Source organism: Pseudarthrobacter arbutini (assembly GCF_054510915.1).
The window spans coordinates 108,755-121,924 of sequence record NZ_JBTNDQ010000005.1 but is presented as its reverse complement, the minus strand read 5'-3'; the positions used below and the strand labels follow the sequence as shown (position 1 = coordinate 121,924).

At 64.7% G+C, this 13,170-nt stretch carries 10 protein-coding genes; 5 read left to right on the top strand and 5 right to left on the bottom strand.

Going from position 1 to position 13,170, the window contains the following annotated elements:
- Positions 1-234 precede the first annotated feature (234 nt).
- Both ACX80V_RS07375 and ACX80V_RS07370 read left to right on the top strand, forming a co-directional pair.
- Positions 235-621 carry a BlaI/MecI/CopY family transcriptional regulator gene (locus ACX80V_RS07375; protein WP_056345326.1) on the top strand — a complete coding sequence of 129 codons (387 nt, stop codon included), beginning with the start codon at positions 235-237 and terminating at the stop codon, positions 619-621.
- Positions 622-627: 6 nt separating this feature from the next.
- Entirely contained in the window at positions 628-1,653 is a 1,026-nt protein-coding gene (locus tag ACX80V_RS07370) for a M56 family metallopeptidase (protein WP_485842584.1), read from the top strand.
- 18 nt (positions 1,654-1,671) lie between these two features.
- On the opposite strand, the gene ACX80V_RS07365 is transcribed toward ACX80V_RS07370, so the two are convergent.
- Positions 1,672-3,780 (bottom strand): DNA gyrase/topoisomerase IV subunit B, encoded by a 2,109-nt coding sequence (locus tag ACX80V_RS07365; protein ID WP_485842583.1) that lies wholly within the window; start codon positions 3,778-3,780, stop codon positions 1,672-1,674.
- A gap of 257 nt (positions 3,781-4,037) precedes the next feature.
- Here ACX80V_RS07365 and ACX80V_RS07360 point away from each other — a divergent pair, with 257 nt between their 5' ends.
- On the top strand, positions 4,038-4,259 hold the full coding sequence (locus ACX80V_RS07360) for a DUF7455 domain-containing protein (protein WP_056345317.1): 222 nt from the start codon (positions 4,038-4,040) through the stop codon (positions 4,257-4,259).
- Between the two features lie 171 nt (positions 4,260-4,430).
- On the opposite strand, the gene ACX80V_RS07355 is transcribed toward ACX80V_RS07360, so the two are convergent.
- The 4 genes from ACX80V_RS07355 to ACX80V_RS07340 all read right to left on the bottom strand — a co-directional run bounded on the left by ACX80V_RS07355 (position 4,431) and on the right by ACX80V_RS07340 (position 9,678).
- The gene (locus ACX80V_RS07355; RefSeq protein ID WP_485842582.1) at positions 4,431-5,738 is read right to left on the bottom strand and encodes an RNA polymerase sigma factor; all 1,308 of its coding nucleotides are present in this window, start codon (positions 5,736-5,738) and stop codon (positions 4,431-4,433) included.
- A gap of 265 nt (positions 5,739-6,003) precedes the next feature.
- Positions 6,004-7,227 carry a DUF4192 domain-containing protein gene (locus tag ACX80V_RS07350; protein WP_485842581.1) on the bottom strand — a complete coding sequence of 408 codons (1,224 nt, stop codon included), beginning with the start codon at positions 7,225-7,227 and terminating at the stop codon, positions 6,004-6,006.
- Positions 7,228-7,308: 81 nt separating this feature from the next.
- Positions 7,309-8,670: an MFS transporter gene (locus ACX80V_RS07345; protein ID WP_485842580.1), complete on the bottom strand. Its 1,362-nt coding sequence runs from the start codon at positions 8,668-8,670 to the stop codon at positions 7,309-7,311.
- Between the two features lie 69 nt (positions 8,671-8,739).
- Positions 8,740-9,678, bottom strand: a complete 939-nt coding sequence (locus ACX80V_RS07340; RefSeq protein ID WP_485842579.1) for a proteasome assembly chaperone family protein — start codon at positions 9,676-9,678, stop codon at positions 8,740-8,742.
- Positions 9,679-9,938: 260 nt separating this feature from the next.
- Between ACX80V_RS07340 and ACX80V_RS07335 the strand changes: the two genes are divergently transcribed.
- The gene (locus ACX80V_RS07335) at positions 9,939-11,465 is read left to right on the top strand and encodes a leucyl aminopeptidase (RefSeq protein WP_485842578.1); all 1,527 of its coding nucleotides are present in this window, start codon (positions 9,939-9,941) and stop codon (positions 11,463-11,465) included.
- 283 nt (positions 11,466-11,748) lie between these two features.
- On the top strand, positions 11,749-13,131 hold the full coding sequence (gene lpdA, locus ACX80V_RS07330) for a dihydrolipoyl dehydrogenase (protein WP_485842577.1): 1,383 nt from the start codon (positions 11,749-11,751) through the stop codon (positions 13,129-13,131).
- Positions 13,132-13,170 lie beyond the last annotated feature (39 nt).

Below are 13,170 nucleotides of genomic sequence, written 5' to 3'. Positions count from 1 at the left end.
TTTCTACGTTTCGTAGAACTTTGACTTCTACAGAGTGTAGAACAATGCGGCGGGCACTGTAAACCAACAGTTCCATGTGGAAGTGGCGCCCACAAGGCCGCGGCGCGCCGAGTGTTCTACCGTACGTAGAAACTCAGGCGAAAAACAGGTAACTTTGTTCTTGTATATGTAGCGCTGGTGCAGTCACCGCGGCCGTCGACGGTCCGGTGCGGGGAAATCGAAGGATGTATCGCAATGGCAAGTCTTGGCGAACTGGAACGGGCAGTGATGGATCTGCTCTGGGCGGGCCACGAAGCAGCCACCGCGAATACCCTGCGCGACAGACTGGCAACAACCACCGAGGCAAAAGGGGATGCTGCCGGGCATGAGGGCAAGGAGCTCGCCGTCACCACGGTCCTGACCGTCCTCTCACGGCTTGAGAAGAAGGGCCTTGTGGAGCGGGAACGCGGTATGCGGCCGCACCGCTACCAGGCCGTTTCCAGCAGGGAAGACCACACAGCGGAGCTGATGCACGAAGTGCTGGGCTCAGCGCCTGACCGTGAAGCCGTGCTGGCACGGTTCATCGGCTCCGTGACGGACAGTGAAGCGGAAACACTGCGCAAACTGCTTGGCCACATCTAGCGGACCATGTTCTGGACCTCGTACCTGCTGGCGGTCCTAGCGATAGTCCTGGCGTGGCCAGTGCCTATCCTCCTTTCCCGTGCCTCGTGGCCTGCCCGGTCACCGTTCACGGCCATGCTGCTGTGGCAGGCAATAGCACTTGCGGGTGGGCTGTCCATGATCGGCGCCATGCTGGTCTACGGGCTCGAACCGATCGGTGACAACCTCATCTCCGGGCTTCGCGGGCTGGCGGATATGGTCCTGTTCAACGCGCCCACCACGGCCTTGGGCTTCTGGCATTTGTTCGCCCTGTCCGCCGCGGCGCTGCTCACCGCCCACCTGGTCTTCACCCTCTTGCTGACCTACTACAAGATCGAACGGCAGCGGCGTAGGCACCGGGAACTCCTGGCCCTGTTGGCCGCCCCGTCCGTCGACGCGGCCCGCACGGTGGTCATCAGCCACGATTCACCCGTCGCCTATTGCCTGCCCGGCGGGGCCCGCTCCGTCACGGTGCTCTCGGACGGCCTGATGGCCGCGCTGGAGCCGGCTGAGTTACGGGCCGTCCTGAGCCACGAGAATGCCCACCTCAACCAGCGCCACCATCTCCTGCTCTGGGCGTTTGCGGCTTGGCGCCAGGCGCTCCCCTGGCTGCCCACCACGCGCCTCGCTCAGGAGGCGGTGAACTCGCTCATCGAAATGCTGGCGGACGACGTCGCGCTGAAGTCGGAGAGCAAGGCCACGCTCATCAAGGCGATCGCCATTGTTGCCAGCGGACCTACCGGAGGTATGACGGCAGGGATGGGGGCGGGGATGGCGGGAAGCATGGCGGCCGCCGCCATACCGTCCGCGCACCCCGGCCTTGCCCTGGACGGGCTTGAGGCGCCCACCGGCGCCGTCTCAGGTTCTGCCCGGACCACCATCTCCCGGGTCAGCCGGCTGCTGTCCCCTGAGCCGCAGCTGCCTGCCGCCGCCCGCGGGCTGGTGCTTGCCGGCTCCGCCCTGCTCCTGGCCGTGCCCACCGCCCTGCTGATCGTGCCGGGCCTGCTGGGCTAATCCCCCCGGCGTGAGCCGTCAGGCGTCGATCCGCTCCCGGTCCAGGCTGGAGGCGCCGGCGATGATGAAGTCTTTGCGGGGGGCAACATCGGATCCCATCAGCAGGTCGAACGTGTCTTCGGCATGCTTGGCGTTCTCGATCCCCACCTTGCGCAGCGTCCGGTGCCGCGGGTCCATGGTGGTCTCGGCAAGCTGTCCGGCGTCCATCTCGCCCAGGCCCTTGTACCGCTGGATCGGTTCCTTGTAGCGCTTGCCTTCCTTGGCCAGCCGGGCCAGGAGCACATGGAGTTCCGCCTCCGAGTAGGTATAGATCATTTCGTTGGCTTTCTGCCCGGCGTTGATGACCTCCACCCGGTGCAGCGGCGGCACGGCAGCATAGACCCGTCCGGCGTCGATCATGGGGCGCATGTACCGGAAGAAGAGTGTCAGCAGCAGGGTCCGGATGTGGGCGCCGTCGACGTCGGCGTCGGTCATGAGAATGACCTTGCCGTACCGGGCCGCGTTGATGTCGAAGCTGCGTCCGGATCCCGCACCCACCACCTGGATCAGCGCAGCGCACTCCGTGTTGGACAGCATGTCCCCGACTGACGCCTTCTGCACGTTCAGGATCTTGCCGCGGATGGGCAGCAGCGCCTGGAAGTCCGAGGACCGCGCCAGCTTGGCGGTTCCCAGTGCGGAGTCGCCTTCCACGATGAAGAGTTCGGAACGGTCGACGTCGTCCGTCCGGCAGTCGGCAAGCTTGGTGGGCATGGACGAGGTTTCCAGGGCATTCTTGCGCCGCTGGGTCTCCTTGTGCACCCGCGCGGAAATCCTGGACTTCATCTCGCTGACGATCTTTTCCAGGAGCAGCGCTGAGTGGGCTTTGTCGTTCCGGTTGGCCGAATTCAGCTTTCCGGTGATCTCCTGCTCCACCACCTTCGAGACGATGGCGCGGACGGCGGAGGTGCCCAGGATTTCCTTCGTCTGGCCTTCGAACTGCGGTTCGGCCAGCCGGACCGTCAGGACAGCCGTAAGGCCGGCGAAGATGTCATCCTTCTCGATCTTGTCGTTGCCGGCCTTCAGCTTGCGGGCGTTGGCCTCCACTGCTTTCCGGAACGTCTTGACCAGCGCCTGCTCGAAGCCCGACTGGTGGGTTCCGCCTTTGGGCGTGGCGATGATGTTGACGAAGCTGCGGACGGTGCTGTCATAGCCGATGCCCCACCGCAGAGCCACGTCCACTTCGCAGTCACGTTCAACCTCGGCGAGCTGGCTGTGGCCCCGTTCGTCGAGTACCGGCACGGTTTCCTTGAATTTTCCTGAACCGTGCAGCCGCCAGACGTCGGTCACGGCGGGATCGGCGGCGAGGAACTCGACGAACTCGGACAGGCCGCCGTCGTGGTGGAACACCTCTTCGTGGCCGGCTGCCTCACCGGGGGTTCCGGGCAGCCTGCGCTCATCGCGGACGGTGAGCTTGAGTCCCGGTACCAGGAAGGAGGTCTGTCGTGCCCGTGCGGCCAGTTCGTCGTAGGAGAACTTGGCGTCCGGCGTGAAAATCTGGCGGTCCGCCCAGTAGCGGATCCGGGTCCCGGTCACACCACGCTTCGCCTTGCCCACCACATCCAGCACCGAGCCATCCACAAACGGCGCAAACACCGCCGACGGGTCCAGCTTGGATCCCTGGTCCTTGAAGCGCCCAGGCTCGCCGCGCCGGAACGACATTTTGTAGGTCTTGCTGCCGCGGTCCACTTCAACGTCCAGGCGCGCAGACAGGGCGTTCACCACGGAGGCGCCCACGCCGTGCAGGCCGCCGGAGGCCGTGTAGGACCCGCCGCCGAACTTGCCACCCGCATGGAGCTTGGTGAAGACCACTTCGACGCCGGTGAGTCCCGTCTTGGGTTCCATGTCCACGGGGATGCCGCGGCCGTCGTCGTGGATTTCCACCGAGTTGTCCGCGTGCAGGATGATCTTGATGTCGTGGCCAAATCCGGCAAGCGCTTCGTCCACCGAGTTGTCGATGATCTCCCACAAGCAGTGCATCAGCCCGCGCGAATCGGTGGAACCGATGTACATGCCGGGGCGCTTGCGGACGGCCTCGAGGCCCTCCAGGACAGAAAGGTGCCGGGCGGTGTAATCAGAACTTGGTGCCACGGGTTGTGAACTCCTTCAGTGACGGAACAGCTGGCGCTGCGGGCGCTCCATCAAGCCTAGTCGGCGCGGCAGCAGACAGAGGGCTGCCACACTTCCCACTGGCTGTGGGCAAGGCCACTCGTTATCCTTCCGTGACCGAAACCTGGCGGCTTGATCAATTCTTGTGGCTACGCGGACAGCGAACTTGACCCGTCCTTGCGATGGGATTGGTACGAATACTGGTTATATAGACATACAGATCTACTAAGGAGGCCGACATGACAACAGCAGTGGCAGACCGCACACTCAACGCACTGGACCGGTGCGATCGTTGCGGGGCTCAGGCATATGTCCGCGTTGTACTCGAGTCCTCCGGCGGTGAGCTGCTGTTCTGCGGCCACCATGCCCGTGCAATCGAGGCTACGCTGAGGCCGTTGAGCTCAGACTGGCACGACGAGACGGGCAGGCTTCACGAGAAGGCTCCCGTGTCCGTCGACTGACCAGGCGCACCACAACCTGATACACCTCGAAGAGGACCCCTCCAGCCGGAGGGGTCCTCTTTTGTCGTTATCTCTTGCTATGAAGCCCCAGACAGGAAAATGCGGGTCCCCTTCCACCCATCGATCCGAAGATGATGGGCCGAAGGGGACCCGCGCTGCCTGAGTCCTGATCTAGTCCAGGTAGTCCCGCAGCACCTGCGACCGTGACGGGTGGCGGAGCTTGGACATGGTCTTGGATTCGATCTGGCGGATGCGCTCACGCGTAACACCGTAGACCTTGCCGATTTCGTCTAAAGTCTTCGGCTGGCCGTCGGTCAGGCCGAAACGCATGGCCACCACGCCGGCTTCGCGCTCGGACAGGGTGTCCAGGACGGAGTGCAGCTGTTCCTGCAGGAGCGTGAAGCTCACGGCATCGGCGGGAACCACAGCCTCGGAATCCTCGATGAGGTCGCCGAACTCGGAGTCACCGTCTTCACCCAGCGGGGTGTGCAGGGAGATCGGTTCGCGGCCGTACTTCTGGACCTCGACGACCTTCTCCGGAGTCATGTCCAGTTCGAGGGCCAGCTCTTCGGGCGTGGGTTCGCGGCCCAGGTCCTGAAGCATCTGGCGCTGCACGCGGGCCAGCTTGTTGATGACTTCAACCATGTGCACCGGGATGCGGATGGTGCGGGCCTGGTCTGCCATGGCGCGGGTAATGGCCTGGCGGATCCACCACGTGGCGTACGTGGAGAACTTGAAGCCCTTGGTGTAGTCGAACTTCTCGACAGCGCGGATCAGGCCCAGGTTGCCTTCCTGGATAAGGTCCAGGAACAGCATGCCGCGGCCGGTGTAGCGCTTGGCCAGCGAGACCACGAGGCGGAGGTTGGCTTCGAGCAGGTGGTTCTTGGCGCGCTTGCCGTCGTGGATGACGAACTCAAGTTCGCGCTTGAACTTGGGGTCCATCGAGCCGTCGTCGGCGTTGATTTTCTCTTCGGCGAAGAGTCCGGCTTCGATCCGGAGCGCGAGGTCGACTTCCTGCTCGGCATTGAGCAGCGCAACCTTACCGATCTGCTTGAGGTAGTCCTTGACGGGGTCAGCCGTGGCTCCGGCCGACATCACCTGCTGGACAGGGGCGTCGTCATCATCGGCATCCGAGTAGACAAAACCCTTGCCCGTGGCTGCCGATGCGGCCTTGGCGGCGTTGATCTCGCTGTCATCGGCGATGTTGATGTCGTCGAGGTCCTCCTCAACGTCCTCATCATCGTCCGATGCGCCGCGGGCTGATTTTCCGGCTGCTTCGGCAGCGGCTTTGGCGCCGGGCTTGGGCCCGCGCTTCTTGGGCTCAGGCTTGCCGTCCAAACCGGTATCACCGGAGGCATCCTTGATGGCTTTGTTGGCTGCCCGCGTCGCTGCTCGCTTGGCGTTCGTTGCAGCCTGCTTCGCCTCAAGGGACAAATCGTCCTGGGCGGCGGGTTCCTTCTTCGCGGAAGACGGGGTCACAGAAAACCTTTCTAGCGGCGGTCTGTGGAATCACCATACGGGCAACACCACTATGACCCTGTCAAGTCCGTGATGAATATCAGGTGCAACCACGGCCGGCAGAGTCTACAAGTAGAACTGCCGGGGCGGCTGTAATGTTCCCAACTGGGCTTCACCACATGCACTTGATTCACGGACCCAACCGGGTCTCGGCAACCATTGTCTCACGGTTTTCCCAAACCCGACCTCAACGCTGCCCCATCCAAACCGGTCAGGCGGAATTCGGTCAGGCTGCATCCGGTTCGAATTTCCGCCAGGCGGCCTCCTTCCGTGCAGCCCAGCCGCAGAGGGTGCCGCGCCGGACCAGCTCAAGCATGAGTTCGGCGAGCCGGTAGCCCGGCTCCTCGTCAAGGGCGCGGCCGAGGTACGCAGCAGCGTAGGAGCCCCTCCCCCTGCACCACGCGATCCACCCACGCCCGGTCAGCGCGGCTGCACCGGCCTGCCCGCCGCACGCCGACAGCTGTTCCAGCACTTCGTCCAGGCTGTTAAGGGTGTGCCAGGCAGGAACCACCGGGTCCAGTCCCAACAAGACTTCGCCATATCCTGGAATGCCCTGCATGCTCCGTCCTCTCAGTCCGGCTCCCGACGCTGGAAGTCCGGACGGAAAGGGCCCCGGGAGTACGGGCCCCACCGGAGCCAGGATGCAGCCGACATCGAAGATGCCGAACATCTCGGCACCCGCCAGGGCTGCCGCCTGACCGGCGGCGGCCATCACCAGGACGGCGTCACGCCAGGCGGGGACCCGGAGCGACGCGCGAAGGAAGGCAACGTCATTGACGGGCAGAGGCTGACCAGGCTCGTTGGCAAGCAGGGCCTCCCACTGGACCATCAGCTGGCCGAACTGTTCCCTGCTCCCCCGTCGCCGGTCCAGCTGTGCCGCCCACGTGGCCTCAGAGGCAAGGACGGCTGCCCGGTCCTCGCCGGAAAGCAGGGGTGGAGGATGCGCCCCGTCCTCCGGCGCGGGCCCGACGCTGCTGCCGCGGAAGACCATCTCGGCATTAAGCATGCTGTCCCGGATCGCCTGAACAGACCGGCCCGGCGAGGGGCAGCAGGACGGATCGGCGCAAAAAGCATCACGCCAGAAGGAGTCGCCGACATACCAGGCGTCCCGCACCGGCATCCCCGCTGCCCCTAGGACCATCTGGAGTGCATCCAATAGCCCGCGGTAGGTTCCAGGTGGTTCCATCCAGCCGTCGTTGGTGAAACAGGCCAGCAGGGCGGCGTCGGCATTCTCGTCAGCCAGGAGATAATCGCGCACCGTGCGGGCGTAGTCCCGCGGGTCCGCGAGGGTTTCCGGGCCTGGAAGATCCAGCCTCAGGGTTGCTCCCAGCCGGTTCCCCTGCAGGGTCATCGCAACCAGGCTGTCGGCCGGCCAGTAGCCCAGGGAATGCGGAATGAACCCGAGGATGTCTTCAGGGCCTCGGACGGTCAGGTGTTCTGAAGGTTTCATGGTTCCAGCTTTGGCGCAGCGCGAGCCGCGGTGAAGCGCCAACTTACCGTATGTGAATAACCTGCCTGTGCAGGAAAGGTGTCAGTCTTTGCCCGCGCGGTCCTTGGACTCGGACGGCTGGCGACGCTGGGCAAGGTTCGCCCGCCGCTGCTGCGCCATGGCCCGAAGCAATGGTGCCACCACAACACCTTGCGCTGCCATCTGGCGCCGTACTTTGCGCCGACAGACAATCGTCATGGCGGCGCCAAAGCCCAGCAGCAGGAACTGTACGCTGAGTGCGATCCGGAACGGTTCCAGCCCGTACAGGACGCCGCCGGAATAACCGCTGGCCAGCAGGACGTCCAGCACCAGGCCGATCAGGAAGATGGCCACGAGGGCCGCGATAAAGCCGCCCACATTCACGATGCCCGTTGCGGTACCGATCCTGTGCGCCGGATTGAACGTCCGCGCGAAATCAAACCCGATCATCGATCCCGGCCCCCCGATGGCCAGGACTACCACCAGGCACGCCAGCAGCCACAGCGGGGAGCGGCCTGGCGTCAGCAGCACCGCGGCCCAGGCAGCGGCCGTGGCGCCGGCGATGAGCAGGACCATCGTTGACCGGCGAAGCGGGTGGCGGGAAACGAACTGCCCAATGAAGGGGCCCACGGCCATCGCCGCCGCAACGTACAAGGTCATCAGGCCGGCCACGGTTCCGGCATCCAGGCCCTGCCCCGAGATCAGGAACGGATATCCCCAGGTCATGGCGAAGACGGTGCCGCTGAACTGGATGGTGAAGTGGCTCCACATCCCCAGCCGGGTACCCGGCTGGCGCCAGGCCCGCGCGAGCGAGGCGCCCGTGGCTTTCAACCCCTGCTGCGCCTGCGGCGCGGGCGCACCGGGCGGGTGGTCCTTCAAGAGCACCAGCACCAGGACAACCGCCACGCCCGCCATTCCCGCCAGCATCAGGAAACCGGAGGTCCAGCCGAAGGAATGCAGGACAAAGGCGAAGGGAAGCACACTGAAAAGCTGCCCGAGCTGGCCTGACATGCCCGTCAGCTGGGTGACCAGGGGAACCCTGGCCGGCGCGAACCACAACGGAATCAGGCGGATCACGGAAATAAAGGTCATGGCGTCCCCGGCGCCCACCAGAACCCGCCCCGCCACACCGCCGGGGATGGTGTCGGCGAAGGCCAACTGGAGCTGGCCAAGACCCATCAGGACGGCTCCACCGGCGATCATGGCGCGCGAGCCGAATCTGTCCACCAGCAGGCCCACGGGGATCTGCAGGCCGGCGTAGACCAGCAATTGCAGCACCGTAAAGAAGGAGATGGCGGACGCGCCGGCATGGAACCGCTCGGTGGCCTCAAGTCCCACCACACCGAATGACGTGCGCTGGGAGACGGCCACAAGGTAGGCGAAGATGCCGATGGTCCAGATCAGCCAGGCTCGGGGTGCAGTCACCCCCTCATTATGCCCGGGCTGCTGCCCGGACCAGGGCACGCGTCTGCCAGGCGGACGCCGTGGGGCGGGCTACGGGTGCGGGTTCTCGCGGGCCAGGTAAGCCTCCACTGCCGCGCCCAGCTCGTCCCCGTTGGGCAGTTCGTCATTTTCATCGGCCAGGAGGGAGCGCCGGACGGTGCCTTCGGCCTTCTCGTCGTACCGCTCCTCCAGCCGGGTGACCACGTGCTGGACATCTTCGGAGGCGGCCACCTGCTCGGCGATCTGGCGGCCCACTTCCCGGCCCGCTTCGCGCAGCCGGTCCGCCGGCAACATCAGGGACGTCGCGGCACCGAGGAATTCGAGTCCGGCTACGGCGGCCGGCGGGTATTCCGCCTCAGCGAGGTAGTGCGGAACGTGGATCACGTAGCCGGCAACATTGCGCCCGGCTTCCATCAGCCGCAGCTCCAGGATGTGGCCCACGGCCGCCGGAACGTCAACGGTGGGCTTCCAGACCGAGATGCCCTCGATCAGTTCCGGACGGTTGCCGTGGACGGTCACACCCACCGGGCGCGTGTGCGGCACCGGCATGGGAATGGAGTGGATCCAGGTCACGAGGTTCACGTCCAGCTTTTCCACAATGCCGACGACGGCGCGCGCGAACCGCTCCCATTGAAGGTCAGGTTCAAAACCGGCCAGCAGCAGGAAGGGGCTGCCGAGCCCGTCCGTCAGCTTGTAAAGCGCCAGCTTAGGCTGCTGATAGTCCTGCAAGTGATCTTCCACAAAGGAGATGTGGGGCCGCCGCGACCGGTAGTCGATGAGCTGGTCGGCGTCGAACACCGCCACTGTCTCGGCGTCGAGGGTGTCCAGGAGCTCAACATTGATCTGCTTCACCACGTGGCCGGCATCGGCGAAGCCGGTGAAACCCATCACCAGGTTCAGCCCGTGGAGCGCCGGGCTGTGGAACAGCTCGATGTTGCTCGCATAGAGCGCATCGGGGTCCAGCAGGGAACCGGAAATCCGTTCAAGCACGGCGTCGTCCTTTCAAGGAGTCGGGTGAATATCTTGTATAACGCGGCTAGGCACCCCTGAATTCCGCCAGCGGGTGTGGCGCAGGTCTCAGGAGATTCCGCTGCCGCGGCCCGCAGCGGCTACGATCGTGAATGGCCCGCCGGACGGGTTTACCGGCACCCCGGCGACGTCCCGATCGGACGGCCGCCGGATTTCCATGGCCGAGCGCCTGACATCCATACCAGCGCGAACAGCCTTTTCGAGAATTGAGGACTTACCCCGTGGTCAAGAATACTGAAATCAACCTTAGTACCCTCGCTAAGGACCTGAAGAGGACCCCCAGTGACGCCGTTGTCATCGGCGTGGGACAGGGATCGGACGGCCCCGTCCTGCTTGAGAATCCGCTGACCGCAAAATCGGCTGAAGCGCTCACAGATTCCCTGAAGGTCCTGGGCGTCACCGGCGCCGCTGACCAGGTCGTCCGGCTGCCCGGCCTGCCGGAAACGGGTTCCGGGGTCCTGGTCCTCGCCGGCGTCGGCAAGGTGGCCGCTGGCCGCCCGCTGACCGAAGAGGCCCTGCGGCGTGCCGCAGGTTCCGCCGTCCGCCAGCTCAGCGGCCTGCCCACCGTTGTCCTCGCGCTCCCGACGGCGGGAGTCGCCGACGTCGCGGCGGTCGCCGAAGGTGCCGCCCTGGGAGCCTATTCGTTCACCGAGTACCGGTCGTCCAACGACGGGCTGAAGGATCCGGTCCGCAACGCAGTGATCTACACGGACGTTACCGCCAATGATGCGCTGCGCTCTGCCCTGACGCGGGCAGGCCTGATCGGCAAAGCCGTCAACGCCACGCGGTCCCTGGTCAACCAGCCGCCCAGCCACCTCTACCCCGAATCCTTCGCCGAGGCCGCCAAGGAACTGTCCAAAGGCCTGCCTGTTAAGGTCACGGTCTGGGACGAAAAGCGCCTCGAAAAAGAAGGCTTCGGCGGCATCATGGGCGTGGGCAAGGGGTCCACGCGACAGCCCCGCCTGGTGAAGGTCGAATACGCCCCCGCAAAGGCCACCGCAAAAATCGCCCTGGTGGGCAAGGGCATCACGTTCGACACCGGCGGAATTTCGATCAAGCCGGCCCTTGGCATGGGTGACATGAAGAGCGATATGGCGGGCGCCGCCGTCGTCCTTAATACAGTGCTGGCCATCGCGGGACTTGGCCTGCCGGCGAAGGCGACCGCCTGGCTCTGCATCGCAGAAAACATGCCCTCCGGTGCGGCCTCACGGCCGGCGGATGTCCTTACCATGTTCGGCGGCAAGACCGTTGAGGTGCTGAACACCGATGCCGAGGGCCGCCTGGTCATGGCAGACGGCATCGTCGCGGCGAGCCTCGAATACCCTGACGCCATCATCGACGTCGCCACCCTCACCGGTGCGCAGCTCATCGCCCTCGGCAACAGGACCGCCGGCGTGATGGGCTCTGACAGTGTCACCGGACCGCTCAAGGCCGCCGCCGACCGTGCCGGCGAACTGGTGTGGCCCATGCCGCTGCCGGAGGAACTGCGCCCGAGCATCGACTCCCAGGTGGCCGACCTCGCCAATATCGGTGAGCGCCACGGCGGCATGATGACCGCGGCTGTTTTCCTGCGCGAGTTTGTGGGCAAGGCCAAAGACGGGGAGCAGATCCCCTGGGCGCACATCGACATCGCCGGCCCCTCCTTCAACAACGGAAGCCCTTACGGCTACACCCACAAGCAGGGCACGGGCTGCACGGTCCGCACACTGGTTGCTTACGTGGAGGACATCCTGGCGGCTGCCGCCTGACCCCTGGGGAACCCTGACCTGTGCCCTTGAGTTGTCACGCGGCCGTTTGACCTGCGACCGCAGAACCGGCCGTGATCCGTTGGCCACATGGCCGCGTGACACTCGACACAAGCGCCCCACAAAGGCGGCGCCAAGGTGGAGCATGGATGAGGGGTTCGCTAAGGTGAACCCCGGTAGTCACAAATGCACGAGAACCTGCCTGCTGACATAATCACGGCAGTACAAGTTCCAAGACCAGATGATGCGCACGATCGCGTCATCGTTCACGCGAGGGAGCGTCTAAGTGGCCGATCAGGCAACTGCGCAAGAATTCGACATCCTGGTACTAGGTGGCGGCAGCGGCGGATACGCCACAGCCCTGCGTGCCGTACAGCTTGGCTTGACCGTTGGTCTGGTTGAGAAGGCCAAACTGGGCGGCACCTGCCTGCACAACGGCTGTATCCCCACCAAGGCCCTGCTGCACTCCGCAGAAGTTGCCGACCACGCCCGCGACGGCGCCAAGTACGGCGTCAACGTGGACCTCCAGTCCATCGACATGACCGCCGTGAACGCCTACAAGGACGGCATCGTTGCCGGTAAGTTCAAGGGCCTGCAGGGTCTGATCAAGGGCAAGGGCATCACCGTCATTGAGGGCGAAGGCAAGCTCACCGCCCCGGACACCATCACCGTGAACGGCACGGCCTACAAGGGCAAGAACATCGTCCTCGCCACCGGCTCCTACTCCCGCTCCCTTCCGGGCCTGGAAATCGGCGGCCGCGTGATCACCTCTGACGAAGCCCTGAAGATGGACTACGTGCCCAAGAGCGTCATCGTCCTGGGCGGCGGCGTCATCGGCGTCGAATTCGCTTCAGTATGGAAGTCCTTCGGCGTGGACGTCACCATCGTTGAGGGCCTGCCGTCCCTGGTGCCCAACGAGGACGCTTCGATCATCAAGGTCCTGGAGCGCACGTTCAAGAAGCGCGGCATCAAGTTCAACACCGGCACCTTCTTCCAGGGCGTCGAGCAGGACAACGACGGCGTCAAGGTCACCCTGGTGGACGGCAAGACCTTCGAAGCGGACCTTCTGCTGGTGGCTGTCGGACGCGGACCGTCCACGGCGGGCCTGGGGTTCGAAGAAGCGGGCGTCACCATTGACCGCGGCTTTGTCATCACCAACGAGCGCCTCCACACCGGCGTCGGCAACGTCTACGCCGTCGGCGACATCGTTCCCGGCGTGCAGCTGGCACACCGCGGATTCCAGCAGGGCATCTTCGTCGCCGAAGAAATTGCCGGCATGAAGCCCGTGGTTGTCGACGACATCAACGTCCCCAAGGTCACCTTCTGCGATCCCGAGATTGCCTCGGTGGGATACTCCGAGAAGGCCGCCAAGGAGAAGTTCGGCGAAGACAGGGTTGAAAGCACGGAATACAACCTGGCCGGTAACGGCAAGAGCGCCATTCTGGGCACGGGCGGCATCATCAAGTTCGTCCGCGAAAAAGACGGCCCGGTTGTTGGCGTCCACATGATCGGCACCCGCGTCGGCGAGCAGATCGGCGAAGCCCAGCTGATCGTCAACTGGGAAGCCTACCCGGAAGATGTTGCCGGACTCATCCACGCGCACCCGACGCAGAACGAGGCACTCGGCGAGGCCGCAATGGCCCTGGCCGGTCGCCCGCTACACGGCTAATTACAGCCAGCAGCACAGCAAGACAACAGGGCTTGGTGC